Raw genomic sequence first — 24,876 nt, 5'->3', positions numbered from 1 at the left:
ATGCACTTTAAACTCATTATCGTCTTTGTTGATGACAACAAAACTGACAAAGTCCTTAAAGCGGCTAGAGAAGTAGGCGCCACCGGCGCTACTATTATCAATAATGCACGCGGCGAAGGTATTAAACAGCAAAAAACATTCTTGGGTCTAAATTTAGATACTCAACGAGATGTTTTGCTTTTCTTGGTCGAAGAACATTTAAGTCGAAAAATTATCGAAGAGGTATCACGAGCGGGTTTATTCGATGAAGAACCGGGCAGCGGCATCGCCTTACAAATAGATGTTGAAGATGCTATTGGCGTGCTACATCAAGCAAAAAAAATTACCCAATCAATAGAGACAGAACTATGAATGATGCAAAACTTATCACCGTACGCGATGTGATGAAAACCGAGTTTTATATGATTGATGGAACAGCCACCATCACAGAAGCTATTAGAATGATGAAAAAAAATAAAACCTCGGTTTTATTTGTCGATAAATTTCACGAACATGATGAGTATGGCGTGATTAATGCGGGCATTATTGCAAGACTTGTTTTGGCAAAAGATAGAGCACCCGACCGTGTCAATGTATACGAAATAAATGAAAAGCCACTCATTAACGCACACCCCGACATGGATATTCGTTACTGTTCTCGTTTATTTGCGCGCTATAATTTGATGCGCGCACCGGTTATGGAACAAGGCAAAATTATTGGTGTTGTTAGTCCTATTCAGCTAGTGCTTGATGGTTTATGTGAAATTACTGGCATTTGTTAATTAGCCGTATAAAAAGCTCATCAAAAACGCAGCAACGCGATTTATTTTGCTGTGCTTAAAGGTACTGACTCAACAATAGCTGCCCCAGATCCTCTACGGTCACTGGCGGCAACAAGTTTATTAGACTTTTTATCCCACAAGACTGCGTGCATATTGCCATAATGCCTTCCAACAGACTTTAGTTTGTGGCCTTTTTCGGTCAACTCCAGCAAAGTTTCTGCTTTAAAAGTATCTGGCTCATGTTGAATAACATCCGGTAAGTATTGATGATGATAACGTGGCAAGTTGACCCAAGATTCAGGACTATGTCCTTGCTCGGCATCCAAAATACCCAATAACACCATACTAATAATTCGGCTGCCTCCTGGTGTACCCAAAACGCCCACTTTTTCCTCTGTTTCAATAAAAGTTGGAGACATGCTCGATAACATTCGCTTACCTGCTGCGATTGCATTTGCCTCTCCGCCCACCAAGCCGTATACATTTGGTGTGCCTGGCTTAATAGAAAAATCATCCATTTCATCATTCAACAAAACACCCGTCCCTTGAGGCACAAATCCAGAACCAAATGGGTAATTAATCGATAAAGTTGCCGCCACACGGTTACCCCTTTTATCGATCACAGAGAAATGCGTTGTATCATGTCCTTCAATTTCGTTTAAACCACTAATGTGTTGACTGGGTGTAACCTCATCTAGCCTTAAATCTTTAGAGATAGTATGGGCATACGACTTTTCACTCAGCTCACTTACTGGCACGCTGACAAAATCACTATCGCCCATGTGTAATGCACGATCACGGTACGCTCGTTTCATTGCTTCAACCACAACATGAATTCGTGTGGCTTCGTCCATCGTTGACAAGTCATATTGTTCTAAAATATTTAGCGCAATAGACAACACCAATCCACCCGATGAGGGCAAAGCAGCACTGGTCACCTTGATATTTTTATAATGCGCAACCACCGGCAAACGCTCTTTCACTGTGTATCGAGCCAAATCCTCTTTGGTCCATATGCCCCCAGCTTGTTGCACACCTTTTACTAACTTATCTGCAAGCTCTCCACTATAAAACCCATCAAAACCTTGTGTTGCCAATAACTGCAAAGTATTAGCTAAATCGTTTTGTATAATGTTTGTGCCCAAGGCAGGTACCTTTCCATCACTTAGGAAAATAGCCTTCGCAGAGTCATTTGACGCTAAAACCGCCTGACGAAATTTAGCCAATCGCTGGTAATGCTCGTTAACTAAAAAACCGTCTTTAGCCAGCTTTATCGCCGGCTGCAAACTATCCGACAGTGCTAATACTCCATAATGCTTTGCTAAATGATCTAAAGCAGCTGGTAAACCCGGAATACCGGCAGCTAATGCCCCATCGACCGAGGCATTCTTAATTGGCTCACCCTGACTGTCTAAATACATATCACGTGTGGCGGCCAAAGGCGCTACTTCACGCCCATCTATCATCACTTGTTTACCATCATGTTGGCGATGTAATAACCAAAATCCACCACCACCCAGTCCAGAACCGAAGGGTTCGACAACTGCCAGTGCCGCACTAACGGCAATGGCTGCATCAAAAGCATTACCTCCTTGGTTGAGCACACTAAGTCCTGCTTGAGTTGCCGCCGGGTGTGCACTTGCTACTGCTTGTTGATGCAGCTGTGTGGCAGGGGTTGCATACGCTGTTATTGCAAATAAAATACTGGTGAAAAAAAGAATTTTTTTCATTTTTTTAATCCTCATTTGTCGCCATTAATTGCTGATATTTCAATAAAAGCTGATCGTTAGTTTCTTCGTTATTCGGATCTTTTGGTATACATTCAACGGGGCAGACTTCCACACACTGAGGCGTATCAAAATGCCCGACACACTCTGTACAAAGGTGAGAGTGTATTTCGTAAATTTCTTCGCCCATAAAAATCGCATCATTCGGGCATTCAGGTTCACAAACATCACAGTTGATGCACTCATCGGTAATAATTAATGACATTTTTCTAATTCACCTTAGCTAAAATAGCTTTTTCAATCTCATGCGGAACAAAATCACTGACCTGCCCACCAAGCCGTGCAATATCGCGCACCAAGGTCGAGGAAACATCACACCAGTCAGGGTCGGTTGTTAAAAATACCGTTTCTAATGCTGGCATCATTTTTTTATTCATACCTGCCATTTGTGATTCATATTCAAAATCCGCAATGCTGCGAATGCCTCTAACAACAATATTGGCTTTATGTTCTTTTGCTAAATCAACCAGCAGGCCATCAAAAAACACCACGTCAATATTGTCATATTCACATAATGCTTGTTTTGCCATATCCAAACGCTCTTGGCTTTCAAATAAAGGTGACTTACCTGCACTTTTTGCAACCGCCACCACTATCGTATCGAATAATTTGCTGGCTCGCTGGATACTATTAATGTGTCCATTTGTCATCGGATCAAACGTTCCAGGGTAAATTGCTTTTTTAATCATTTGCTTCTCGATGATATAGGTAATAGGCCACTTGACCTGTTTTTTTTTGTCGGTGCTCTGTCCAGTTTTTTGGCAGAAAATCTAAATTTAGCGCGTTTTCGCATTCCAAATAAATAACAGCATCATCCGATAAGCAGCCACTTTCTTCAAGCCGTTTCACGCATTCACTAAGTTCACCTTGCTTAAACGGTGGGTCAAGAAAAACAACATCAAATAGCGCATCTGTTTGTTTACGCTTATCGTTTAAAACATCCAACGCCATTCGTTGCATTAATTGAATATTATCTGCTTTTATCAGTTCTTTATTCGTCCTTAGTGCCTTTATTGCCTTAATATCTTTTTCCACCATTAAAACAGAACTCGCACCACGCGATGCCGCCTCAAACCCTAATGCACCACTACCTGCATATAAATCTAAACAATTAGCTTGCGGTAAGTAAGGTTGCAACCAGTTAAATAGCGTTTCACGAATTGGGTCTGTAGTTGGACGCAAACCGTCAATACTAGGAAATTCGAGTTTACGCCCTCGCCATTGTCCACCAATGATACGAACACGGTTTCCCTTAGCAGCCATTAATCTTTTTGTACGACAGATTGGCCAGCAGTTACCATGACCATTTTTTCCATCTTCAGATGTCTTTGGAAAGCTTGTTTTATTTGCTGCTGTGTGACCGCTTCTATTTTCTGCATATAGCTATTTAAATAATTTAAGGGCGCACCACTAACAACGATTCTCACCACATTTCCTAACAATTTTTTATTGCTGTCTAACTTAAGCGCGAAGCCCCCTATGATATTTTTCTTAGCGGCCATTAGCTCTTCATCTGTTGGTCCGTCCTGTATAAAAGTTCGCAACGTTTGTTTAACAGCCATTGACGCTTCCTTTGCTTTTTCATTACGTGTCTGTAGGCCCATTACAAATGGCCCCTTTTGAATCATCGGGTGAAAATAACTGTAGGCACTGTAGGCCAGCCCTCTTTCTTCACGAATTTCTTTAACAATGCGTGAGCTAAACCCGCTGCCACCGAGAATATGGTTACCCACATACAATGGAAAGTAGTCTGGATCATTATGCTGTAATACCGGCAAACCATACAGTAAGTGCGTCTGCTCAGATGGATATTCTAGATGAATAACCTTACCTTTTTGCGGCGTCAGCACCGCTTCAATCGGCGCCGCTTTTTTACCCGCTAACAAATCAACCACCAACTCCTCCACCATGCGTTCGGCCTGATCACGCGAAATACCGCCGACTAAAACAACCGCAAGGTTATTGGCTACATAATACTGCCGATAAAACTGCTTTAAGTCGTTAACTTGAATCTCTTTCACCGTACTTTCGACACCTTGTATTGCATGCGAATAAGGGTGGTTTTTATATATTTCTTGGTAGAGCGCCAATTGCCCCAGTACTCCCGGTGACTCTTGGCGCTGCTTAATCCCCAGTAATGTACGAGCCTTAATTCGATTAAAGTCCTGCAGAGGAAAGCTCGGTTTGCTTAATACTGCTTTCAATAACTGCCACGAGGTTTGTAGCGCTTTTTCATCTGTTAAGCTTCGGTAACTAATTGTTGTTAAGTCACGCGATGTTGATGCGCTGAGTTGCGCCCCAACACTGTCTAGTCGCTCTGCAATATCTTGCGCATTAAGCCCCGCTGCACCTTGAGTCAGTAAAGCACTGGTTAACGCTGCCACGCCATTTTTATCTCCGTCCGCTGAACTGCCTGCCCGCAAGACTAGTTGTGCGTCTAAAATTGGCAACCCTTCAGTTGGCACAAAATATACCTGAACGCCGTTATTTGTTTGCCAATGTTGAATACTTGGGAGAGCCAGCGATAACGGGCTGAGTAACAACAGAACACTACTGACTATAACCTTTATTTTAATTTTCATTAGCGTCCCCCATCGGCAGCATATGAACGACTGTTAAATGATCTTCAATCAAATATTGTTGTGCAACGGCACGAACTTGCTCAGCCGTCACAGCGTTTACTTTTTCAACATAATCATGCGCTTTTTGCCAACCAACACCTACAGTTTCAAGCATACCCAACTGCATCGCCTGATAAAAATTGGAATCTTTTTCATACACCGATGCCGCTATCACTTGCGCTTTAACCCTGTTCAATTCTTTTTCCTCAATTAAATCCGTTTGCAAGTTTGCTATTTGCTCCACTAAGGCCTCCTCAAGCTGTTGAATGCTTTTATCTGCAGCCGGCGCACCATCAAACAAAAACAATGTCGGTAGCCGAGCATTCATGTCGTACCCTGCACTGGCACTGGAGGCAACTTGAGAACCCCGTACTAAATTTGAGGGCAATCGTGCACTACTACCGCCGCTTAAAATACCGGATAACACCTCTAATGCGTACACATCCTCTTCATTCTGCACAGTGTTGAGCACAGGTACTTTGTAGCCCATCAATAAATAAGGGACTTTAGCATTCTGCTTCACAATACTACGTCGCACACCCACCTGTGGCACTTCTGTTCTTTTTTTAACCGGCTTAAACGCGACCGCAGGAATAGGCTCAAAATATTGTTCTGCCAACTGAAAGACCTGCTCATGCTGAACATCACCGACAACCACCAGTGTTGCGTTATTTGGCGAATACCACTGTTTATACCAAACCGCTAAATCCTCTAGTTCCATATCTTTTAAGTCCTGCATCCAACCAATGATAGGGTTTCGATAGGGACTACTGGTGTAAGCCAGTGCTTTAAAGTATTCGTACGCCTGACCTCGTGGTTTATCTTCAGTACGCATACGGCGCTCTTCCATAACCACTTGCAGCTCTTTGCTGAACTCCTTTTCTTGCAACTTTAAATTTTGCATCCGTTCTGCCTCAAGCCGCAGACTTACCTCAAGGCGTGAGGCCTCCATGGTTTGAAAATACGCCGTATAATCAGCACCGGTAAACGCGTTTTCACGACCGCCATTTTCAGCAATTATTTTAGAGAACTCACCCGGCTCTAGGTTTTCTGTTCCTTGAAACATCATATGTTCTAGTACGTGCGATACACCGGTAATACCATCATGTTCGTAACTGGCCCCGACTTTATACCAAATTTGCGACACCATAACGGGTGCTCGCCGATCTTCTTTAACCAACACTTTTAAGCCATTTTTTAGCACTTTTTCGTGTACCATATCAGGCAGAGTTTCTGGCGAAGCAAAACTGTTCAGCGAATAAACGATATTCAGAATAAAAAGTGCCACAAATAACTTCTTCATTTAGTTCTCACTTAACTTTAAAACGAATTTAGAATAGGGATTTTACGATAAAGTTCCCACCAATAGACACAATATCATGTTTGGATTTGGCAAAAAGAAAGATACCGACACAACTAAGCAGCCGCCTGTCGAAGAACCTAAAGAAGGTTTTTTTGGCCGCTTAAAAAACCAGTTAACAAAAACACGCAGCGGATTGACCGGTGGTTTAGGTAATTTATTTTTAGGGAAAAAACAAATCGACGACGATTTGTTTGAAGAATTAGAAATGTTACTGCTAACAGCTGATGTCGGCATTGAAGCCACTCAACACATCATTTCAAATTTAACTCAGCGAGTTGCGCGCAAGCAGCTAGCCGACCCACAGGCTCTCACCCAAGCACTTCAAGAAGAGATGCTATCGATCCTTGAGCCAAACCAACAAGCTTTAACCATTCCTGACAGTGACGGCCCTTTCGTTATCTTAGTGGTCGGCGTTAATGGCATGGGTAAAACGACGACCATTGGTAAACTGGCTAAACGTTTACAAGCCGAGGGCAAAAGTGTCATGTTAGCGGCTGGCGATACATTTAGGGCCGCTGCGATTGAACAATTACAAGAATGGGGGAAGCGTAACGACGTTGAGGTTGTTGCTCAACATACTGGGGCTGACTCTGCTTCGGTTATTTACGATGCCTTTGAGAAGGCAAAAGCGCGCAACATTGACGTCTTACTGGCAGACACTGCTGGCCGCCTACATACCCAAACAAACCTAATGAATGAGTTAAGCAAAATCAACCGTGTTATTAAAAAACTGGATGACAGCGCGCCACACGAAACCATGCTGGTTCTTGATGCAGGCACCGGACAAAATGCCCTCGCCCAAGCTAAGAATTTTGATAAAGCCACCCCACTAACTAGCATCACTCTTACGAAATTGGACGGCACCGCAAAAGGTGGTATTATTTTCGCCATTGCCAATCAATTCAAACTACCCATTCGTTTTATTGGTATTGGTGAAGGCATCAATGACCTACGTCCTTTTGATGCCGCCGAGTTCACCACGGCTCTATTTGAAAAATCTGAAACTGACCATTAGCGCTCATGCTTCAATTTATCAACGTCAGCAAACGTTACCCTGGTGGTGCCGATGCGCTTAAAAACGTTAATTTCGAGTTAGAAAAAGGCGAAATGGCCTTTCTTACCGGCCACTCTGGTGCGGGTAAAAGCACCTTACTAAAACTTATCGCGATTCTTGAACGTAGCACGCAAGGTCAAGTGATGCTCGACAACCAAAACATTGGCCGCCTTTCCAAACGGCTTGTTCCCTATGCTCGGCGTAAAATTGGCATGATATTTCAAGATCATCGTTTACTGCATGACCGTACCGTTTTTGATAATGTCGCCTTACCTTTAATTATTGCTGGACTGGATCGTCATGAAATTCAACGCCGTGTTCGCGCAGCGTTAGATAAAGTCAATTTACTTGGAAAAGAAAAGCGCTACCCCATCACTTTGTCTGGCGGTGAGCAACAACGTATTGGTATTGCACGGGCAGTTGTTAATAGGCCGCCAATGATTTTAGCCGATGAACCAACAGGAAACTTAGACCCTGCTTTATCCGAAGAAATAATGCAATTGTTTGAACAGTTTAACCAAGTGGGCGTGACTGTACTGGTCGCAACTCATGATATTGCCCTTATTGAACGCATGAATTATCGAACATTAGTACTTTCTCAAGGTGAAATAGTGAGCAATCATGGCTAGTCGTCGACAAAACGTACAAAGACCTACTAGTCTATTTAGTTTACGTGCTTACGTGCTAATTCACTTGCATACTTTTTTTGCCAGCCTTGGTCGTTTTTCAAGAGCACCCTTTAACTTTATGATGACGGTCAGCGTCATTGCCATAACATTATCCCTGCCGTCCGGTTTATTAGTTTCTATTAACAACCTTCAATCACTTAGCGGGCAAATTGACTTAAACAACAATATTTCATTATTTCTTGATCAGTCGGTCAACCTTGAGCAAGCGTCCAAACTCAGTCAGGCACTACATGAACATGATCAGATCACCCAATCACTTTTAATTAGTAAGCAAGCAGCTCTAGAAGAGTTTCAGCAATATAGCGGATTTGGTTCAGCCATTAGCGCACTTGCCAGCAATCCATTACCGCATGTTATCCAAATCACCCCTATTATTCAGCTAAACAACCGTGAGGCACTTGAGGCCCTGGTTAATGAACTTAAACAACGAGCCGATATCGAACTGGTCCAACTGGATATGGGCTGGCTCGACCGGTTAAATGGCATCCTCAACATAGCCCAGCGTGGTGTTAGCATTATCACTGTATTACTGGGTTTTGCTGTACTCTTAATCGTTAGCAATACTATTCGATTAGAACTGCAACACCGTCGTGATGAAATTGACATCACTCGACTGGTGGGTGCAACACGCAGTTTTATTATGCGCCCATTTATCTATAGTGGTTTTTGGTATGGTTTTCTGGGTGGTATTTTCGCTTGTTTGCTGGTTAATTTATCTGTGTGGCTAATTGATGGTCCCACCAGTTCTTTATCTGCTTTATATAATAGCTCGTTCAGCCTTAGCTTTATGCCTTTAGGGCATGCTATTTTATGGGTTATCTTCTCTATCAGCCTTGGTATTATTGGTTCATGGCTGGTTGTTAGTCGATACTTATCAGAACTAGAAAACTGAGTATCATAAAGCCTTTAAATTGCTTTATAAAATGAACCTTTGTTATACTTGCTGGTCTTATATTGTGAGTGTTAAGTTATTCAAGCACACAAAAGGAGGGATAGTATGACTCATGCTTTAGCATTACCTAATCAATTATCAGCTGGATCTTTAGATGCTTATATAGCCTCTGTTTCCTCTGCGCCTGCGTTAACGGTAGAGCAAGAAAGAGATTTAGCAAATCGTTTACGAAATGAAAATGATTTAGAAGCTGCTCGCATGCTCGTTTTATCTCATATGCGTTATGTTATCCATATTGCCAAAAGCTATAGTGGCTATGGCCTTGCACTGCCAGATCTCATTCAAGAAGGTAGCATTGGCTTAATGAAAGCCGTTAAACGCTTTGACCCTGACATGGGGGTTCGTCTTGTCTCGTATGCCGTACACTGGATTAAATCTGAAATTCATGAATTTGTAATCAAAAACTGGCGTATTGTTAAAATTGCGACGACAAAAGCTCAGCGCAAACTGTTCTTCAACTTAAGAAAGCACAAAAAGAACCTAGCATGGCTAGACGAAAATGAAGCCGACGCTATTGCAAATGACCTAGGTGTCGATAAATCTGCCGTTTACGAAATGGAAAAGCGTTTGAGCAATTTTGATATGGCTTTTGACGGTCATCAAGATGACAACACAGAATCAGACGAATTGATTCATACGCCTGCGACATTTGTGACTAAAGAAGAACACGACCCTGCTACTTTACTAGAAACATACAACGAAGAGGCTCACGATGCTTCTCGCTTAAATACTGCCCTTAGCAACCTTGACGATAGAAGTCGATCAATTTTAGCAGAGCGCTGGTTAAGCGAAAAGAAATCAACTTTGCATGAGTTAGCAGATAAATATCAAGTCTCTGCTGAACGTATTCGTCAATTAGAAAAAAATGCGATGAATAAGGTAAAGCAAGAATTAATTGAGTATAGAGCCTCTTAAAACCGCCTAAAGCCCAAGAATCTCACCTTGGCTTTAGGCGTAGAGTCAGCTGTTTCCCGACTTGTATCATCTCGACCTGCTTTAAAAAACTCATCCCTAATAAAACAACCTCACCATCCATATGTGGGTTGATATGTGCCGCAACATTTTTTAGTTCAATCGACCCAAGGCTAACCGACTCAAGCGTAACCCGATACACCACAATATCACCATTGGCGGTTCGCGTTCTTTGCGGGTAACCTTCCGGCAATCCCATCTGTTTAGCAACTTTAGCGGGAATACTGATATTGGTGGCTCCAGTATCCAAAACAAACATAACCCAATGACCATTCAATTTGCCATTCGCTACATAATGACCTTGTTTATTTTGTTGTAACGTTACCTCAGCCACACCATCCAAGTCATAGATAACATCAGGGCGCTCGTTGGGGTTCGCTTGCAAGTCAAGGTATCGATCGAAGCCTATCACTAACATGGCTAAAAGGCCCAACCATGTTAGCCAAACCATTATTTTTGAAAGCTTAGTATTCGGTTCTACACTTTTCATTAGCAAATATTACACACACTTACGGCTCACCGCATTATGACAGGTAGTTATTTAACTCGCTGTATGTGTAACGGTATTAAATATTTTGCCTATTTAAATCAAAGATAATGATCGATAAGTAAGGCGGCGAATAACAGCATTAAATATAGAATTGAGTATTTAAATGCTTTCATTGCAATAATGTCATCAGCTGTTTTCTTAAGCAGCACCGCATAATATAAAAAACCGAAACCTAAGCCGATAGCACTAACCAAATAGAGCATGCCACTCATGCCTGTCAAATACGGCAATAAACTCACTAATATTAATAAAACCGTATAAAAAACAATGTGTAACCTAGTAAATTCGGCGCCATGAGTCACCGGTAACATCGGAATATCTGCTTTAGCGTATTCCTCTCTTCGCGCAACAGCCAGTGCCCAAAAATGTGGCGGCGTCCAAATAAAAATAATTAGGAATAACAATAAAGCATGTGGGTCAATTGTCGATGTAACCGCACTCCAGCCCAATACAGGAGGCGCTGCACCCGCAGCACCACCAATAACAATGTTTTGCGGTGTAGCATGCTTCAAATAAACGGTATAAATAACTGCATAACCAATTAATGAAAGAAAGGTTAAAAAGGCCGTTAACTCATTTACCAGAAAGATTAGCACTAGCATTGCAATAGCACCAATCGTAAAGGCAAATCCAAGCACCTGTGTACCGTTCAAATCCCCATGTGGTAATGGTCGCCCTTTTGTACGAGCCATTTTGGCATCAAATTTTTGATCTAGGTAATGGTTAATCGCTGCTGCTGAAGATGCTGCCAAACCAATTCCAATCGTGCCGAATACCAATGGTTGCCAAGGCACCATGCCCGGCACTGCTAAAAACATTCCAACCACTGCTGTAAAAATAATCAGCAGGACTACCTTAGGCTTACATAATTCGTAATAGCTTTTCCAACTAATAGTGTTAGTTGAATCATTAATCATCTGTTCACTCAAAATATAACCCTAAATTATAGTACTGGCTTACCAAGCCTAAATCTTACATACACTACACTTAATAAAAGTAATGCTGCTACTGCATTATGCGCGACAGCAACGTGTAGAGGCAAATTTAGCAACACATTTAATATGCCCAGCATTACTTGCATAAATAATAGAGCACCAAGCATTATTGCTTCTTTGACGGCACTTAAACGGATCAGTAAATATATCAAGAAACTAAATAATATAGTTGTTATTAAGGCGCCTATACGATGCACCCAGTGTATAGCTGCACGCGCTTCATTACTTAACACACCAAACTCATAGTCCACACCTAAGCCACGCCATAACACAAACCCTTCTTTATAATCCACAGCTGGGTTCCAGCTAGTACCAAAACAAGTCGGAAAGTCTGGGCAAGCCAACGCTGCGTAGTTTGTACTTGTCCAGCCGCCTAAGGCAATTTGCACGACTAATACTAACAGAGCAACTGATGTAACACCCCTGACAGTGTTTTTTTTGTCTGTCTGTGCTAACCGTTTTGTCTGAATACGCAGCAACAGCAACAATAACAAACTAAGTGTTGCTAACCCACCGAGCAAATGACTCATAACAATCGCCGGTTTAACCAACAAAGTTACTGTCCACATTCCAAGCGCCCCTTGAAACATAACTAACAATAATAATAACGTCGTTAAGCCTCGCTGACCAAGCTCTGGTTGCCTCCAAGCCATAATCGTTAATATTAGTATTACAAGACCTAGGCCACTAGCAAAATAACGGTGTATCATTTCCTTCCACGCTTTAGATACCTCTAGAGGGCGCTCAGGGTAATGTTCAGCGGCATGCGCAACACCTTCATGCGATTCGTCGACAATGAGGCTTCCGTAGCAACCAGGCCAGTCTGGGCAACCTAGCCCTGCATCTGATAAGCGAACATATGCGCCCAATACAACGACAAACAAGGCCAAGAGTATTGCAAAAATAGTTAAGTTTCTGAACATGTTTTTAACCTATTTGGGAGGCCTTAAATAAAAGTTTAAGGTCTTTTTGAATACCATATGGGTCTGCGTCTTGCGAATATTTCATCATGATGTTCCCAAGAGGATCCAACAGCAACATATCACCATCGTTGATGTTTTTAACATTAGCTTGTAACTTTGCAAGATGCTGATCACTCCAACGTAAAACAAACAACTCAGGAGCCTGTGAAAGAAACACATTATCTTGATGTTCGGATTTGTCTAAATATACTCTTTTTAATCGCTTCGCATCTTTGTTTAACAATACGTGCAGTTGTTGAACAATATGAACAGACTGTTCACACAATTCAGAACACTCCCCATCCGTATCAATATGCACAAGAACCCATCGCCCCTTCAAGTCCTTGATCTCATCTTCTGAACCAACAAAGTAGTCACTTAATTCAGAAGGTATTGCTGGTACAATTAATTCACCATAGTTTTTAGTACTGCCACCGTCAAGCCATTGTGGATTATTGAACAATAGCCAGGCCGTTAAAACTGGCACAGCAAACATACTTGCAATAAATATAAGTTTAAGTCTATTTTTAATGACGTTATCCATTCTTTTTTCTACCTAGTTTTATGGTTAATACAAAATAAATAATGACCCAAGCCGTCGCTAAAGCAAACCATTGAAATGCGTAGCCATGGTGTTTTTGTGGGCCCATCTTCATTGGAACCCAACGACGATCATAGCCATTAGGTTCTTGTTGGTTTAATAACAGTTGATATGGCAAAACAGTATAACCTAAGCGTTCCGACACCTTATCGACATCAATTAATTGCGTTACCGAAGGCCAACCATTAGACAGTGTATCTGCTCCATCTAGCTTTATACCAACACTGGGGAAATGATCTAGTTTCCCACTAATTGTAACCCCATTAGCCGGTAAACTGACATTTGGTAAAATATCTCTAGTCGGTCCAGCAGGCACCCACCCTCGATTCAATAAAATTGCTTCTGAAGCATTTAATTTTAAAGGTGTTAATACAAAGTAGCCCTGTCGACCATCTTTCACTTGATTATCTATTAAAATTTGTTGATCTGTGTCTAACAAACCAGTTGCCTTAACTGGCCAGTAACGTAAGCCTTTATTAGCTCTCAACTGCAACGTTGACAACTCAACAGACTCCATGTTCATTCTGATGGACTGCAAATCTAATATATCTTGCTTTTCTTGAGCTCTATTAAGCTGCCAATTACCCAAACTTAGAAGCAATAACAAAACCAATATGGCAAGTATTGTTAAATATATATTCGCTTTGAATTGCATAATAAAATATTGTTAGTCTTTACACTAAGTTTAAATGACAATAGGAACATTATAATTTGAGAAATATGCAATGAACCCCTTCATTAAATACCTAATTGTTTTTACATTATGCGTCATTATTTACAGCCTCTTTAAAGCTTTCTACCATTTGTCTCGTAGAAAATCTTCCCCTAAAGAAGTGGTGAAGTCACTCGCAATACGAATTGGCCTATCATTAACGCTATTCATTTCATTATTATTATTTTCTTATCTTGGCTTTATTAAGCCTCATGCTGCCATACCCACCCAGCAAAGTAATCAACAACCATTAAATCAATGACAATAAAAAAGGCGCTATCTTGTAGCGCCTTTTTTAAATAAACCTCAGTCTCTATAGCCAATAGACAAAGACAAATAATCCCAACCAAACCACGTCAACAAAGTGCCAATACCAAGCCGCTGCTTCAAAAGCAAAGTGATTTTCTGGCGTGAAGTGTCCCTTCATGCTACGAAAAAGGATAACTGCGAGGATAATAGCACCCATTGATACATGAAACCCATGGAAACCAGTCAACATATAAAAAGTAGACCCATAAACGCCCGAAGCCATGGTTAAGTTCAAGTCATTATAACCGTGACTGTATTCAAGGGCCTGTAAAGCAACGAATACGAAGCCCAAAATAACCGTTAACGCCAATCCGATAATAAGTTGTTTACGTTTATTAGCAATTAAACCCCAATGTGCCCAAGTCACCGTCACACCACTTGTTAACAGAATAAGTGTGTTGATCGCTGGCAAACCCCATGGGCCCATTTTCTCATATTCACCACCTACATTTGCTGGTCCATTTGTTGGCCACATCGCCTCAAAGCCATCCCAAATATATTCATTGGTACTCGCTCCTGAGCCTTCGCCGCCTATCCAAGGCACTGAAAATGTTCGAATATAATACAAAGCACCAAAGAATGCGGCAAAAAACATTACTTCAGAAAAGATAAACCAAACCATGCCGCCACGAAAAGAAGCATCTTCATTGCTTTTATAAGCACCCGATTCACTTTCATTAATAACTTCGCCGAACCACCCAAACATCATATAAACCAAGACTAAAAAACCTACCGTCATGATAATAGATGCAGAAGGAGCATTATTTAGCTCGGCAGCAAAACCACCAAAAAATAACATCAAACCAATGGAGCCAATAATCGGCCATTTCGCATCGTGAGGTACGTAATACGCGTTTTCAGAAGACATAAATTTACCTATTCTAATTATTTATTCTGTAAGGAACATAAAAGAACCTAAATAAAAGCTTAATGCCATAGCGACCAAAATAGCCACTGTGATTAATTTTTTTTTGCGTTGTTCTTTCATATTAATAATGCGTCTAGCCCTTAAGCTAGACGCTCATACCTTTATTTAATTTCAGGTGCCGTTGAAAAACTATGATACGGCGCTGGAGAAGGCAATGTCCATTCAAGACCTTCAGCTCCTTCCCAAACTTGATCCGTTGCTTTTTCCCCGCCTTTGATTGTTTTATAAACAATGAAGCAGAAAAATACTTGCGACAGGCCAAAGGCAAAACCACCAATACTCGACCACATATTAAATTCTGCAAACTGAACTGAGTAATCAGGAATACGACGAGGCATTCCAGCAAGCCCTAAAAAGTGTTGAGGGAAGAACAATACATTCACAGATATCGTAGATAGCCAAAAGTGCCATTGGCCCATTTTTTCGCTATACATATTGCCTGTCCACTTTGGAATCCAATAATAAACAGATGCCATGATTGAATACACCGCACCGGTCACCAATACGTAATGGAAATGAGCGACAACAAAATAGGTGTCATGGTATTGAAAATCTGCAGGGGCAATCGCCAACATTAAGCCTGAGAACCCACCAATCGTAAACATAATGACAAAACCAATCGCAAATAACATGGGTGTTTCAAATGTCATCGAGCCTTTCCACATAGTGGAAATCCAGTTAAACACTTTCACCCCTGTTGGTACCGCAATCAACATCGTTGCGTACATGAAAAACAATTCACCTTGCAGCGGCAAGCCCACTGTGAACATGTGATGCGCCCAAACAATAAATGAAAGGAATGCGATCGACGAGGTCGCGTATACCATTGAGCTGTAACCAAATAGAGGCTTACGAGCAAACGTTGGAATAATCGCAGAAATGATACCAAAAGCTGGCAAAATCAAAATATACACTTCTGGATGACCAAAGAACCAGAAAATATGCTGGAACAACACAGGATCACCACCACCCGTTGCACTAAAGAACGTTGTATCGTAAAAGCGATCTGTCAAAAGCATTGTGATTGCCCCTGCTAACACAGGCATTACGGCAATTAATAAATAGGCTGTAATGAACCAAGTCCATACAAATAAAGGCATTTTCATCAATGTCATGCCAGGAGCACGCATATTAAGGATGGTAACAATAACGTTTATAGCGCCCATCACAGATGAAATACCCATCATATGAATCGCAAAAATCATAAATGGAAAGCCGTTACCACCTTGTAGTACTAACGGTGGGTACATAGTCCAGCCACCTGCTGGCGCACCACCATCCATAAAGAATGTTGCCAATAGCATTGTAAATGCAAAAGGTAGTATCCAAAAACTCCAGTTATTCATCCTAGGTAATGCCATATCAGGGCCGCCAATCATAATGGGCAACATCCAATTGGCTAAACCCACAAAAGCCGGCATAACAGCACCAAAAATCATGACTAAAGCATGAACAGTTGTCATTTGATTAAAGAAGCCTGGATCAATAAATTGTAAACCTGGTTGAAATAATTCCAAGCGTATAACCATTGCCATTGCACCACCAACCATAAACATCACTAGTGCAAATACTAAATACAGTGTGCCAATGTCTTTATGGTTTGTTGTTGTTACCCAACGCATAAAGCCTTTTGCTGGACCATGATCGTGGTGATCATCATGTGAATCTATAACAGTCGCCATTATCTGAATCTCCTAATTATCTTTTAAGTCTCTTGGATTAAGCGCGTCAAGTGCTGCTATTTTCGCTCCCTTAACCCCTGATTTCTGTTCGGCTAACCACGCTGCATAATCTTCTTCAGATTTGACTTCAACAACGATAGGCATAAAACCATGGTCACGACCACATAACTCAGCACATTGACCTCGGTAAATACCTGGTTTATCCACTACAACCCAAGCTTCATTAATATAACCAGGGATCGCATCTTTCTTCCAGCCAAAATCTGGTACCCACCAAGAGTGGATAACATCACTTGCTGTTAATAAGAAACTTACTTTTTTGCCCACAGGCAGCACCAATGGGTTGTCGACATTTAACAAGTAATTCTCAACAGTGGCTGGATCAATTTCTGAACCAACTTGACGTGCTTCGTTACTGGCAACATCTAATGTGCTAAAGAAGTCTACGCCTTCACCGACATACTCATAACGCCATTTCCACTGGTAGCCGGTTACTTTGATTTTCATATCAGCTTCAGACGTGTCATGCATTTCAATCAACACTTTCGTCGCTGGAATAGCCATAACAATCAGAATGATGAATGGAATAATTGTCCACACCAATTCTGCCGCCATGCTTTCATGAAACTGTGATGCCACTGCACCGCGTGATTTACGGTGATAAATCATCGAATAAATCATCGCACCAAAAACAACCACGCCAATCGCTACACAGACCCATAGGATCAACATATGCAAATCATGAACTTGCTTGCTCGTCTCAGTTACACCCACCGGTAAATTCAACCCATAGTCCGCCTGGGCGATGCCTGACATCAACGTCAATACAGTGCCACCAGCAAAAAGTTGCTTTAGTTTAATCACAGAAACTGCCTCCCTTATTTTTTATCTTTCAAAACTAATTTGATATTGACACGATTAGCATTTTCAAATGTCGCATCACCAACTTTTCGTTTACTTTTAGTTACAAAAGCATCCGACCTCAATTTAATGTTACTACCTTGTAAGACAAGGTCTCTGGGCGTCAGTTATATAGTGACGTCTCCAGTAATATTTATTTAACAACTAACGATTTTACTTTTATCCGAGTGAGTTCGTTCTCCTTCACTCACTTAAGATATACAAAGTAAAATCAATTAAAAATATATAGTATTTTCAGAATACCCATGAAAATCTGAGTGTTAGTGTCAGGCATTCTATCAATGACTTCTACCGACTTTACCCATTAATTTTCATCTATCCAAGCATAAGACAGTATGGCCTCGCAATTTAACGAAATTCAATCAAATAATCAAGTAGACCCTTTATCTTTCTTTGATCCACAGCACTCTTTTTTTCTTTATCTGGTTGATATTCAATATTGCCTATAAATTTAGATTTCATTCGCTGCTTTAATGTCCGTATATTTTCATTTATCTCCATAAACTGACCGTTTAGGTCATTACCGATCCAACCTGCAATCCGACACCCCTTGTTCAAAATTGCAGCCTCGGTCAATAACGCATGATTAATACACCCAAGCTTTAAACCAACGACTAGAATAACCGGAGCATTAAGCGCTAACGCCAAATCATCAAAACCAAGCTGATCATTTAGCGGAACCATCCAACCTCCGGCTCCCTCCACTATCACCATATCAGCTGCCAACTTATGTTTTGCGTAAACCGCCTCAATGTCTGGCAAGTTAATGACCATGTCTTCTTGTTCCGCCGCAATGTGCGGTGCTATGGCTGGTTCAAAACAATAAGGGTTTACATCCGAATAGCCGAGCCCTGCCGTAGATTCCCGCAATAAATCAATTGCGTCTTCATTTTTAAATTGACCATCCTGCCATGTAGCACCAGCAGCAACCGGCTTAAAACCAGACACCGTCAACTGACGCTCTGCTAAACCTCTTATTAAGGCAGCCGCGACATAAGTTTTTCCAACATCCGTATCGGTACCCGTAATAAAAAAACTCTTTAACATTAAACTTTACTCACCTTTTTTAGCATAAACATAAACTGCCTGAAAAGTGGCAGGGACCCCTTGCTCTGTTCGTAAACTTTCATACGCTTTGAGCATAGCCTTAAATGATTTAACACCTGTTAAACCAAGCCGTCGTCCTTGATTCATATTGTGTGCTCCCATCCCTTTCAGGCTTACCATCAATTGTTTTGGTGATGAGTAATAATTCACAATATTATCCGTCAGTATCGTTATGTCGTAAAAACCAGCACGTTGAAGCGCTTGCCGAATCACTTCTTCACCCACAAACGAATTAACGTGTACCGCCTTATCACTTTGCTGCCATGAGCTTTTTAACTCAGTCAATGTTGCAGGCCCAAATGTGCTGAACACAAACAAACCTTTCGGCTGTAACACCCTATGTGCTTGAGCAAACACTTTCTCCAAGTTTTCACACCATTGAAATGCCAGATTAGAATAAATCACATCCATAACGCCATCATTCAGTGGTAACTTTTCAGCATCGGCACATATAACGCCTTTCGCCTGCGAAGTCCCTAAATAATGACGTGCATGCTTCAACATACCAATTGCAATATCTAAAGCATACACATCCTTCACTTCATTTAACTCAAATAATTTCTTGGTTAAATAGCCCGTTCCAGCGCCAATATCAAGAACACTTTGATTCGCATGATTTTGAGCTTTTTTGTGTAAAAGTAAGCGATCACCAATCAGCCGTTGAAGAGAGGTATGTTCGTTATAGTTTTGTGACGCTGAGTCGAATGATTGACGCACCATTTCTTTACTATAAGTAACTTTTTGAAACCCGCCAACGCTCATAACTCCCTATCTCCAGCAGACATAAATCGTACTAACTCTTGTGATACCTCATTCGGGTGTGACAAAAAAGGAACATGTGTGGCGCCCTCTATGACACACACAGCAACACGAGGATTAATTTGTACGAACTCATCTGCTACCTCAACTGGCACCAATTGATCCTTCTCCCCAAGCAACAGCATAGTCGGACAGTTTAGTTTTTTTAACGCAAGCCGATAGTCAGCCTGAGATAAAATATCCAAACCGCTAATCAATCCTTTTGTTGATGTTTCACTGCGCACCTGTAACACCGACTTTAGAAACCTCTCGATTGTTTGAGATGGTTCACCACCATCTGTTTGCAATTTAACAAAGCGTTTCATAGTTGGCAGCGGCTTTCTTTTCAAGTGACTAGAAAAAACATCAAATACTGCTTTAGATTGGGCAGGCTGCCAGTCGGCAGATTGTACGAATTTTGGTGTGCTCGCCAACATGACAAGCCGATTAACACGCTTCGGGAAGTGATCTGCATAAGCCAAGGCAACCAACCCGCCTAACGACCACCCCAAAAAACTACACTGCTGAGGTAATTGTGCCGCCATCATCTCCAGCAAGTCACTCATCTGCCATGGCTCGTTATACTCGCTGTTTCCGTGCCCCGGCAACTCAACACAAATAACACGAAAGGACTGTTCCAAAAGAGCTAACCAATTATTCCAAACCAAGTTATTCATGGCCCAGCCATGTACTAACACAAGATTTGGCCCTTCACCCGATTCTTGTATATTTAATGCTGTTAACAGAACAATTCCTCCAAACCCAGCAGTAAATTATCAACTTGTGAGTCCGTATGGGTTGCCGATAACGTAATTCTTAGCCGCTCACTCGCTTTTTTAACCGCTGGATAACGAATAGCGCCCACTAAAATACCTTTCTCTTTTAAATACTCACCCGCAGCCATGACCGCCTCATTACTACCAAGAATAATCGGTTGGATAGGTGTCTGCGAAGGCATTAAGTTAAGCCCTAATTGCTCGGCACCTTTCCTAAACCTAGCGACCAAATGCCGTAACTTTTCTCTGCGCCATGTTTCTTGTTGGCAAATTTTTAAACTTTGTCTGGTGGCTGCCATTACCGCTGACGGCATTGCAGTGGTAAAAACGTAGGTACGCGCTTGTTGTATCAACGTTTCGATAAGTTCTTCACTACCTGCAACAAAAGCCCCTGATGTTCCCAAGCCCTTGCCTAACGTCGCCATCAAAATGGGGACTTGTTGCTGATTTAAGTCGCATGCTTCCAACAATCCACCACCTTTTTCACCCAACACCCCTAGCCCATGCGCATCATCAATCATCAACATTGCATTTGAGGTTTCCGTTAGACCAACCAAGCCCTGCATGTTGGCTTCATCACCGTCCATACTAAACACGCCATCACTAACGACCAACTTTCTGCGAGTTGATGAGCCTTCGAGCAATTGCTTTAACTGCCCCATATCACCATGAACAAACCGTTTAACCTGAGCACCAGAAAGTCTTCCGCCATCAATCAGCGATGCATGATTAAGTTTATCTTGGAAAATTTCATCGCCTTTATGAGCCATTGCCGATATTGCGCCTAGATTTGCCATATAGCCAGTTGAAAAAATCAACGCACGATCACGCCCGGTAAATTCTGCCAGTTCTTCCTCAAGCGCATGATGTTCGGCACTATGGCCACAAATCAAATGCGCAGAACCACTTCCAACACCGTAACGTTCAGCAGCTTGTTGAAATGCTTTAATAACCGACGGATGATTTGCTAACCCCAGGTAGTCATTGCTCGAAAAGTTATCGAACATTTGCCCAGCCATTTGAACACTTGCACCTTGAGGACTTTCAATTGTTTTGCGCAAGCGATAGCGCTGCTGACGCTTTAACTCATCGAGCTTTGTTGCTAACTCCCAAGGATCCATACAAAAAACTACACCGTTGCAGGATAAATACCTAATCGCTTAAACAATTGATGGTCTGCACTTTCTTCTGGATTTTCTGTGGTTAACAGTTGATCACCGTAAAAAATGGAGTTTGCGCCTGCAAAGAAACACATCGCCTGCATTTCATCGGTCATATCAGAACGACCAGCAGACAACCTGACTTGAGAAGTTGGCATTAAAATTCGAGCCACTGCGATCGTTTTTATAAATTCAAGCGAGTCTATCGCCTCGGCACCGTCTAATGGCGTTCCTTTTACTTGCACTAATTTATTAATCGGTACGCTTTCTGGCGGATGCTCCATGTTCGCTAATGTTTGCAACATCTTTGCTCGGTCATCACTGGCCTCACCCATGCCGACAATTCCGCCGCTACACACGTTAATGCCGGCATTTCGAACCGTATCAATCGTATCTAAGCGATCTTGATAGGTTCGCGTCGTAATCACCTCTTTATAGTAGTCTTCTGACGTATCAATATTATGATTGTAATAATCCAGCCCAGCGTCTTTTAACTGTTGCGCTTGGCCATCTTCCAACATTCCCAAGGTAACACAGGTTTCCATTCCCAAGGCTTTTACCTCTTCAACCATTTTGGTGACTTTATTTAAATCACGATCTTTAGGGCTACGCCATGCCGCCCCCATGCAAAATCGGCTTGCACCATTCGCTTTAGCTTCTTTAGCCGCATCAACAACTGCTCTAATTTCCATTAATGCTTCTTTTTCCAGCCCCGTATCGTAACGAACACTTTGTGGGCAATAGGAGCAGTCTTCAGGGCATGCGCCCGTTTTAATACTCAATAAGGTGCTAATTTGAACCGCATTTGGGTCAAAATTCTCACGGTGGATAGTGTGTGCTTTAAAAAGCAAATCGTTGAATGGCAAATCAAACAGTGCTTGAATTTTCTTTAACGGCCACGTGTTCCTAACTATATTAACGGCAGCTTTTTTTTGCTCGCCAATCGCTTCTGATGCTATGCTCATTCAAAAATACCTTTTCAACTGGATATAAATTGACAATGGTACATTAGGTTAAAAAGTTGTCAAAATTAATTTATACAAAAATGGACAACTGGTCAAATATTATCCAATTTAACCTTTACCCGCCCACTTGTTTTATTTGTGATCAGCCAGGGCATAATGCATTAGACCTATGCACTGAATGCCTACAAGAACTAAAGCCATCAACACACGCATGCCCAGTCTGCAATATAGAGCTCAGCGCTGTATCATCCATTTGTGGCCGCTGCCTACAAAGGCCACCCTGTTTTGACCATGTATTTTCGTTATACCGATACGAAGGTATTGCACAATTTTTAATTAAGTCGTTAAAATTTCAAGCAAAATACAGTTGCGCAAGAACCATCGGGCACTTAATGGGGCAGCATTTCAAAACTCTCGAAAAGCTACCTGACGCCCTAATAGCTGTTCCACTACACCCAAAACGCCTAAAAGAACGAGGGTTTAACCAAGCAGAACTTATCGCTCAACATATACATAAAGAGCTTAACATTCCTCTGGTTTCGCCCGACCTGACTCGAATCATTAATAGCACGAGCCAAACCAGCCTTAAAGCCAGCGAACGTCGAAAAAACTTAAAAAATGCTTTTTGCTATGAGCCATCAATAGAACTTAGATCCATCGCTGTTATTGATGACGTGGTCACGACTGGATCGACAGCAAACGAAATTGCCAAAACGCTGAAGAAAAAAGGAGTGCAACAGGTTGAAATTTGGGCTTTTGCTCGGGCTTAAGCAACAATACCTTTTACTGCATAGTCCGCAGCTATACCTACAAAAACGATTAAACCGAGCCAGTTATTATTTAAAAACGCCGCCATACACTTTGAGCGATCTCGATCTTTGATCAAATACTGATGGTAAATAGACAGTAAAAACGCAATGAAGACGGCTGTAAAATAAAGGCTGCCCAAATCTGCTTTTTGCCCAATCATAATCAACGCTATAAAAAATAATAACTGGAAAAAACCAATCAATACTTTATCCAAATCACCGAACAAAATGGCCGTAGATTTAACCCCAATTTTTAAATCATCATCACGGTCAACCATTGCGTACATCGTATCGTAGATCACTGCCCATATCACTGTAGCGGTAAAGATCAGCCAAGCCATCGCAGGCACAGTATTTGTTTGAGCAGCAAAAATCATAGGAACGGCCCAGCCAAATGCCATGCCTAAGAATATTTGCGGCAAATGAGTATGGCGTTTCATAAAGGGATACAACGAGGCTAAAAAAACAGCACCCAATGATAAATAAATTGTCAGCGTGTTCATCAGTAACACCAACAGCGACGACGCAAAAACCAAAACAAAAAATAATTGCAATGCTTCAGTGGGCTCTACTTGCCCTAAGGCTAGCGGTCGATCTTTTGTTCGCAACACATGCGGGTCAAGTTTTCTATCTGCATAATCGTTAATCACACAGCCAGCCGAACGCATCAACACCACGCCCAACGTAAACACGATCAAAACCAGAATATCCGGCTTGCCATTACTGGCGATCCAAAGCGCCCAATACATCGGCCAAAGTAATAATAGGCTACCAATTGGCTTATGCATGCGTGTTAAACGCCAATACGCCTCAATGTTTTCTTTTTTTAATTCTAATTTCATCATTAATTAAACAAAGCTGGTAAAAAAAACTCGCTAACCAAAAACACGTGTTTATTAAGCTGATAAGCATTACGACGTGCCCAGATATGCGGCTGACCTTCAAGCATTTTTTGAGTTTCTAGGTTTAACTGATGGCAGCCAATTTTAGCCAGATCAAGCCCTACTCTTTTTAACCTTGGGTCACTAAAAATGACTTCGCCCAGCGGTTTGTCCCCTAGGTGTGTTAATTCTTGCAAGTGATGGGCAGCTTTTCTTGGCAAAGTGGTCCGTGCAAATACAAACGGTTGATTATTAATATTCAGCTGCACCTCACGAATAAGCGCATACCGATACGGGCGCTGATTTAAATAGCGGGCATCCGCCAATAAAGGTTTTGCCAGTCCTTGCCCTAACACATTGACACTAAAAGGCTCATCAAATGTATTTTTCATTCGCACAGTAAGTGAATTAGGCTCTAATAACCAGTCTACCACCTGTTGCGGCATCGAGTGTATTGGCCATCGGCTTAACGCACGCCATACGGGTTCTTGTAGGAAAAAGTTATTAATGTTCTTCAACAC

At 41.7% G+C, this 24,876-nt stretch carries 29 protein-coding genes; 8 read left to right on the top strand and 21 right to left on the bottom strand.

Annotation, left to right across the window (positions count from 1 at the left end):
* A complete protein-coding gene (locus tag CYCME_RS03200) occupies window positions 1-351 on the top strand; it encodes a P-II family nitrogen regulator (protein WP_015006603.1) in 351 nt (116 codons plus the stop codon).
* The gene (locus CYCME_RS03195; RefSeq protein WP_015006604.1) at window positions 348-761 is read left to right on the top strand and encodes a CBS domain-containing protein; all 414 of its coding nucleotides are present in this window, start codon (window positions 348-350) and stop codon (window positions 759-761) included. The genes CYCME_RS03200 and CYCME_RS03195 overlap by 4 nt, the downstream gene beginning before the upstream one ends.
* 41 nt (window positions 762-802) lie before the next feature.
* Here the strand turns inward: CYCME_RS03195 and ggt are convergent, their stop codons facing one another.
* From ggt to CYCME_RS03165, 6 genes are read right to left on the bottom strand one after another with little or no spacing between them, the layout of a single operon-like run.
* The gene (ggt, locus tag CYCME_RS03190) at window positions 803-2,491 is read right to left on the bottom strand and encodes a gamma-glutamyltransferase (RefSeq protein WP_020932134.1); all 1,689 of its coding nucleotides are present in this window, start codon (window positions 2,489-2,491) and stop codon (window positions 803-805) included.
* A gap of 4 nt (window positions 2,492-2,495) precedes the next feature.
* Window positions 2,496-2,753: a YfhL family 4Fe-4S dicluster ferredoxin gene (locus CYCME_RS03185; protein ID WP_015006606.1), complete on the bottom strand. Its 258-nt coding sequence runs from the start codon at window positions 2,751-2,753 to the stop codon at window positions 2,496-2,498.
* 4 nt (window positions 2,754-2,757) lie between these two features.
* Window positions 2,758-3,237, bottom strand: coding sequence for a pantetheine-phosphate adenylyltransferase (coaD, locus tag CYCME_RS03180; protein WP_015006607.1), 480 nt, complete (start codon window positions 3,235-3,237; stop codon window positions 2,758-2,760).
* The gene (rsmD, locus tag CYCME_RS03175; protein WP_020932133.1) at window positions 3,230-3,811 is read right to left on the bottom strand and encodes a 16S rRNA (guanine(966)-N(2))-methyltransferase RsmD; all 582 of its coding nucleotides are present in this window, start codon (window positions 3,809-3,811) and stop codon (window positions 3,230-3,232) included. The genes coaD and rsmD overlap by 8 nt, the downstream gene beginning before the upstream one ends.
* Window positions 3,811-5,130, bottom strand: coding sequence for a M16 family metallopeptidase (locus CYCME_RS03170; protein WP_020932132.1), 1,320 nt, complete (start codon window positions 5,128-5,130; stop codon window positions 3,811-3,813). The genes rsmD and CYCME_RS03170 overlap by 1 nt, the downstream gene beginning before the upstream one ends.
* Window positions 5,120-6,472, bottom strand: coding sequence for a M16 family metallopeptidase (locus CYCME_RS03165; RefSeq protein ID WP_016390576.1), 1,353 nt, complete (start codon window positions 6,470-6,472; stop codon window positions 5,120-5,122). The genes CYCME_RS03170 and CYCME_RS03165 overlap by 11 nt, the downstream gene beginning before the upstream one ends.
* 76 nt (window positions 6,473-6,548) lie before the next feature.
* Here CYCME_RS03165 and ftsY point away from each other — a divergent pair, with 76 nt between their 5' ends.
* From ftsY to rpoH, 4 genes are all read left to right on the top strand, one after another.
* Window positions 6,549-7,547, top strand: coding sequence for a signal recognition particle-docking protein FtsY (gene ftsY / locus CYCME_RS03160; RefSeq protein WP_016390575.1), 999 nt, complete (start codon window positions 6,549-6,551; stop codon window positions 7,545-7,547).
* A 5-nt stretch (window positions 7,548-7,552) separates the two neighbouring features.
* Window positions 7,553-8,215, top strand: a complete 663-nt coding sequence (ftsE, locus tag CYCME_RS03155; protein ID WP_015006612.1) for a cell division ATP-binding protein FtsE — start codon at window positions 7,553-7,555, stop codon at window positions 8,213-8,215.
* Window positions 8,208-9,167, top strand: coding sequence for a permease-like cell division protein FtsX (gene ftsX / locus CYCME_RS03150; RefSeq protein WP_016390574.1), 960 nt, complete (start codon window positions 8,208-8,210; stop codon window positions 9,165-9,167). The genes ftsE and ftsX overlap by 8 nt, the downstream gene beginning before the upstream one ends.
* A gap of 105 nt (window positions 9,168-9,272) precedes the next feature.
* A complete protein-coding gene (gene rpoH, locus CYCME_RS03145; protein WP_015006614.1) occupies window positions 9,273-10,142 on the top strand; it encodes an RNA polymerase sigma factor RpoH in 870 nt (289 codons plus the stop codon).
* Window positions 10,143-10,164: 22 nt separating this feature from the next.
* Here the strand turns inward: rpoH and CYCME_RS03140 are convergent, their stop codons facing one another.
* The 5 genes from CYCME_RS03140 to CYCME_RS03120 all read right to left on the bottom strand — a co-directional run bounded on the left by CYCME_RS03140 (window position 10,165) and on the right by CYCME_RS03120 (window position 13,908).
* Complete coding sequence (locus CYCME_RS03140; protein ID WP_041230537.1) at window positions 10,165-10,689, bottom strand: retropepsin-like aspartic protease family protein; 525 nt, start codon at window positions 10,687-10,689, stop codon at window positions 10,165-10,167.
* A gap of 98 nt (window positions 10,690-10,787) precedes the next feature.
* Window positions 10,788-11,678, bottom strand: a complete 891-nt coding sequence (cyoE, locus tag CYCME_RS03135; protein ID WP_020932131.1) for a heme o synthase — start codon at window positions 11,676-11,678, stop codon at window positions 10,788-10,790.
* Window positions 11,679-11,692: 14 nt separating this feature from the next.
* On the bottom strand, window positions 11,693-12,667 hold the full coding sequence (locus CYCME_RS03130; RefSeq protein WP_020162563.1) for a COX15/CtaA family protein: 975 nt from the start codon (window positions 12,665-12,667) through the stop codon (window positions 11,693-11,695).
* 4 nt (window positions 12,668-12,671) lie between these two features.
* A complete protein-coding gene (locus CYCME_RS03125) occupies window positions 12,672-13,250 on the bottom strand; it encodes a hypothetical protein (protein WP_015006618.1) in 579 nt (192 codons plus the stop codon).
* Entirely contained in the window at window positions 13,243-13,908 is a 666-nt protein-coding gene (locus CYCME_RS03120) for an SURF1 family protein (protein WP_236886361.1), read from the bottom strand. The genes CYCME_RS03125 and CYCME_RS03120 overlap by 8 nt, the downstream gene beginning before the upstream one ends.
* Before the next feature lie 124 nt (window positions 13,909-14,032).
* Between CYCME_RS03120 and CYCME_RS13295 the strand changes: the two genes are divergently transcribed.
* Complete coding sequence (locus CYCME_RS13295; RefSeq protein ID WP_020932129.1) at window positions 14,033-14,281, top strand: DUF2909 domain-containing protein; 249 nt, start codon at window positions 14,033-14,035, stop codon at window positions 14,279-14,281.
* Window positions 14,282-14,332: 51 nt separating this feature from the next.
* Here CYCME_RS13295 and CYCME_RS03110 read toward each other — a convergent pair whose 3' ends face one another.
* From CYCME_RS03110 to bioB, 8 genes are all read right to left on the bottom strand, one after another.
* Window positions 14,333-15,196 (bottom strand): cytochrome c oxidase subunit 3, encoded by an 864-nt coding sequence (locus CYCME_RS03110; protein ID WP_015006621.1) that lies wholly within the window; start codon window positions 15,194-15,196, stop codon window positions 14,333-14,335.
* Between the two features lie 161 nt (window positions 15,197-15,357).
* A complete protein-coding gene (ctaD, locus tag CYCME_RS03105) occupies window positions 15,358-16,938 on the bottom strand; it encodes a cytochrome c oxidase subunit I (protein WP_020162567.1) in 1,581 nt (526 codons plus the stop codon).
* 12 nt (window positions 16,939-16,950) lie between these two features.
* The gene (coxB, locus tag CYCME_RS03100) at window positions 16,951-17,802 is read right to left on the bottom strand and encodes a cytochrome c oxidase subunit II (protein WP_015006623.1); all 852 of its coding nucleotides are present in this window, start codon (window positions 17,800-17,802) and stop codon (window positions 16,951-16,953) included.
* Between the two features lie 405 nt (window positions 17,803-18,207).
* Window positions 18,208-18,906, bottom strand: a complete 699-nt coding sequence (gene bioD, locus CYCME_RS03095; protein ID WP_020932128.1) for a dethiobiotin synthase — start codon at window positions 18,904-18,906, stop codon at window positions 18,208-18,210.
* 6 nt (window positions 18,907-18,912) lie between these two features.
* Window positions 18,913-19,728 carry a malonyl-ACP O-methyltransferase BioC gene (bioC, locus tag CYCME_RS03090; RefSeq protein ID WP_020932127.1) on the bottom strand — a complete coding sequence of 272 codons (816 nt, stop codon included), beginning with the start codon at window positions 19,726-19,728 and terminating at the stop codon, window positions 18,913-18,915.
* Window positions 19,725-20,441, bottom strand: coding sequence for an alpha/beta fold hydrolase (locus tag CYCME_RS03085; protein ID WP_041932999.1), 717 nt, complete (start codon window positions 20,439-20,441; stop codon window positions 19,725-19,727). The genes bioC and CYCME_RS03085 overlap by 4 nt, the downstream gene beginning before the upstream one ends.
* A gap of 62 nt (window positions 20,442-20,503) precedes the next feature.
* Window positions 20,504-21,661 (bottom strand): 8-amino-7-oxononanoate synthase, encoded by a 1,158-nt coding sequence (bioF, locus tag CYCME_RS03080; RefSeq protein WP_020932125.1) that lies wholly within the window; start codon window positions 21,659-21,661, stop codon window positions 20,504-20,506.
* 8 nt (window positions 21,662-21,669) lie between these two features.
* A complete protein-coding gene (bioB, locus tag CYCME_RS03075) occupies window positions 21,670-22,665 on the bottom strand; it encodes a biotin synthase BioB (protein WP_015006628.1) in 996 nt (331 codons plus the stop codon).
* Between the two features lie 56 nt (window positions 22,666-22,721).
* On the opposite strand from bioB, the gene CYCME_RS03070 reads away from it, so the two are divergent.
* The gene (locus CYCME_RS03070; protein WP_041932879.1) at window positions 22,722-23,435 is read left to right on the top strand and encodes a ComF family protein; all 714 of its coding nucleotides are present in this window, start codon (window positions 22,722-22,724) and stop codon (window positions 23,433-23,435) included.
* On the opposite strand, the gene ubiA is transcribed toward CYCME_RS03070, so the two are convergent.
* Entirely contained in the window at window positions 23,432-24,319 is an 888-nt protein-coding gene (ubiA, locus tag CYCME_RS03065; protein WP_041932878.1) for a 4-hydroxybenzoate octaprenyltransferase, read from the bottom strand. The two genes, CYCME_RS03070 and ubiA, sit on opposite strands and share 4 nt — an antisense overlap.
* On the bottom strand, window positions 24,319-24,873 hold the full coding sequence (locus tag CYCME_RS03060) for a chorismate--pyruvate lyase family protein (RefSeq protein WP_223253220.1): 555 nt from the start codon (window positions 24,871-24,873) through the stop codon (window positions 24,319-24,321). Before CYCME_RS03060 ends, ubiA begins: the two co-directional genes overlap by 1 nt.
* Window positions 24,874-24,876 lie beyond the last annotated feature (3 nt).

The sequence above is a fragment of the Cycloclasticus zancles 78-ME genome (genome assembly GCF_000442595.1).
Lineage (GTDB): Bacteria > Pseudomonadota > Gammaproteobacteria > Methylococcales > Cycloclasticaceae > Cycloclasticus > Cycloclasticus pugetii.
Note: the sequence above shows the minus strand (reverse complement) of the source record. Positions and strands in the feature narration are given on the sequence as shown.

Excerpts from the sequence above, each read along its gene's own strand:
- CYCME_RS03200 (WP_015006603.1), top strand. The coding sequence starts at position 1 with ATGCACTTTAAACTCATTATCGTCTTTGTTGATGACAACAAAACTGAC.
- CYCME_RS03195 (WP_015006604.1), top strand. The coding sequence starts at position 348 with ATGAATGATGCAAAACTTATCACCGTACGCGATGTGATGAAAACCGAG.
- ggt (WP_020932134.1), bottom strand. The coding sequence starts at position 2,491 with ATGAAAAAAATTCTTTTTTTCACCAGTATTTTATTTGCAATAACAGCG.
- CYCME_RS03185 (WP_015006606.1), bottom strand. The coding sequence starts at position 2,753 with ATGTCATTAATTATTACCGATGAGTGCATCAACTGTGATGTTTGTGAA.
- coaD (WP_015006607.1), bottom strand. The coding sequence starts at position 3,237 with ATGATTAAAAAAGCAATTTACCCTGGAACGTTTGATCCGATGACAAAT.
- rsmD (WP_020932133.1), bottom strand. The coding sequence starts at position 3,811 with ATGGCTGCTAAGGGAAACCGTGTTCGTATCATTGGTGGACAATGGCGA.
- CYCME_RS03170 (WP_020932132.1), bottom strand. The coding sequence starts at position 5,130 with ATGAAAATTAAAATAAAGGTTATAGTCAGTAGTGTTCTGTTGTTACTC.
- CYCME_RS03165 (WP_016390576.1), bottom strand. The coding sequence starts at position 6,472 with ATGAAGAAGTTATTTGTGGCACTTTTTATTCTGAATATCGTTTATTCG.
- ftsY (WP_016390575.1), top strand. The coding sequence starts at position 6,549 with ATGTTTGGATTTGGCAAAAAGAAAGATACCGACACAACTAAGCAGCCG.
- ftsE (WP_015006612.1), top strand. The coding sequence starts at position 7,553 with ATGCTTCAATTTATCAACGTCAGCAAACGTTACCCTGGTGGTGCCGAT.
- ftsX (WP_016390574.1), top strand. The coding sequence starts at position 8,208 with ATGGCTAGTCGTCGACAAAACGTACAAAGACCTACTAGTCTATTTAGT.
- rpoH (WP_015006614.1), top strand. The coding sequence starts at position 9,273 with ATGACTCATGCTTTAGCATTACCTAATCAATTATCAGCTGGATCTTTA.
- CYCME_RS03140 (WP_041230537.1), bottom strand. The coding sequence starts at position 10,689 with ATGAAAAGTGTAGAACCGAATACTAAGCTTTCAAAAATAATGGTTTGG.
- CYCME_RS03130 (WP_020162563.1), bottom strand. The coding sequence starts at position 12,667 with ATGTTCAGAAACTTAACTATTTTTGCAATACTCTTGGCCTTGTTTGTC.
- CYCME_RS03125 (WP_015006618.1), bottom strand. The coding sequence starts at position 13,250 with ATGGATAACGTCATTAAAAATAGACTTAAACTTATATTTATTGCAAGT.
- CYCME_RS13295 (WP_020932129.1), top strand. The coding sequence starts at position 14,033 with ATGAACCCCTTCATTAAATACCTAATTGTTTTTACATTATGCGTCATT.
- CYCME_RS03110 (WP_015006621.1), bottom strand. The coding sequence starts at position 15,196 with ATGTCTTCTGAAAACGCGTATTACGTACCTCACGATGCGAAATGGCCG.
- ctaD (WP_020162567.1), bottom strand. The coding sequence starts at position 16,938 with ATGGCGACTGTTATAGATTCACATGATGATCACCACGATCATGGTCCA.
- bioD (WP_020932128.1), bottom strand. The coding sequence starts at position 18,906 with ATGTTAAAGAGTTTTTTTATTACGGGTACCGATACGGATGTTGGAAAA.
- bioC (WP_020932127.1), bottom strand. The coding sequence starts at position 19,728 with ATGAGCGTTGGCGGGTTTCAAAAAGTTACTTATAGTAAAGAAATGGTG.
- CYCME_RS03085 (WP_041932999.1), bottom strand. The coding sequence starts at position 20,441 with ATGAATAACTTGGTTTGGAATAATTGGTTAGCTCTTTTGGAACAGTCC.
- bioF (WP_020932125.1), bottom strand. The coding sequence starts at position 21,661 with ATGGATCCTTGGGAGTTAGCAACAAAGCTCGATGAGTTAAAGCGTCAG.
- bioB (WP_015006628.1), bottom strand. The coding sequence starts at position 22,665 with ATGAGCATAGCATCAGAAGCGATTGGCGAGCAAAAAAAAGCTGCCGTT.
- ubiA (WP_041932878.1), bottom strand. The coding sequence starts at position 24,319 with ATGATGAAATTAGAATTAAAAAAAGAAAACATTGAGGCGTATTGGCGT.